The 1,068-nt window shown below is 44.1% G+C and carries 1 protein-coding gene and 1 pseudogene; both read left to right on the forward strand.

What is annotated here, in order from left to right:
• A pseudogene (locus ACS8FD_RS16495) lies at positions 1-202 on the forward strand (nicotinate phosphoribosyltransferase); the annotation flags it as partial.
• A gap of 11 nt (positions 203-213) precedes the next feature.
• The coding region (locus ACS8FD_RS16500; protein WP_439276638.1) for an SGNH/GDSL hydrolase family protein at positions 214-1,068 on the forward strand (855 nt) is incomplete at its 3' end.

Raw genomic sequence — 1,068 nt, forward strand, 5'->3', positions numbered from 1 at the left:
TAAAGACCCCATCACCAGCCATTCTAAACGCTCAAAAAAAGGCCGTTTAGCACTAATAAAAGACGATAACGGACAAATAAAAACCATAAAAATAGATGATTTAAATACTGATACAGCTAACTTGTTACGTGATATCTATATCGATGGCAAACTGCTCATAGAAGACAGTCTCACTAGCATACGGGAGCGCGCAGGATGGTAGCTCCTATTAAGATGTCTGGCATTGCAAAAGACGTATTACTCGCCCCTATTTACTTATATCAAGGTCACAAAGTCAAACGCGACACTGTGCGCCTTCCTGAACCAGATGGCGAAAGACACGGTCATATTCAATTAGGTGACTCTCAATTACGTGACTCTGCTAAAATGGCAGTAAGTAAGATTACAAGAACGCTAAGCTTAATGATCGTTGGGGACTCTGCAGCCGCTGGTGTTGGTAGTTTAACGCAGCAAGAAGCGCTTGCTGGCAAGTTGATACCTGCCTTGCAGCAACAACCAGTCATTAACGCTCATTTCGATGCACTAAACTGGGAGTTGCAAGCGACAACGGGACATACCAGTTTCGATATTTTGCGCCGATTATATATTCTACCTACTCCCAGCCAGCCAGTTGATATTATGGTTTTGAGTGTCGGCGTTAATGATACGACCTCCAACGTCTCTACAGCAAAATGGCAACATCAACTTGAGCAAATCATCACCATTGCTCAGCGTAAGTTTGGCGTACAAACACTTATTTTCTCAAGCCTACCACCAATGGCGCAGATGCCTGCTTTACCGTCACCGCTTAATAACTTTATCGGGGCAAAAGCCACGAAGCTCGACCAAGTATTGCAGGATGTTTGTGCCAAATATAATGATGTACATTATATGGCAGCAAACTTTACGCTAATGACAGAAAAGCATGCCAACGGTACCCCTATCGATAGCGCCACTATGTTTGCCAGCGACGGCTTTCATCCCAGTAGCTTAACGTATGGCTTTTGGGCACAGCAGTTGGCAGAGCTCATGGGTCAACTGCTCGGCTCGTCCTTTGATAATGTAGTCATCAACAATAAGAATGACTAT

The organism is Psychrobacter sp. 1U2 (assembly GCF_051847575.1).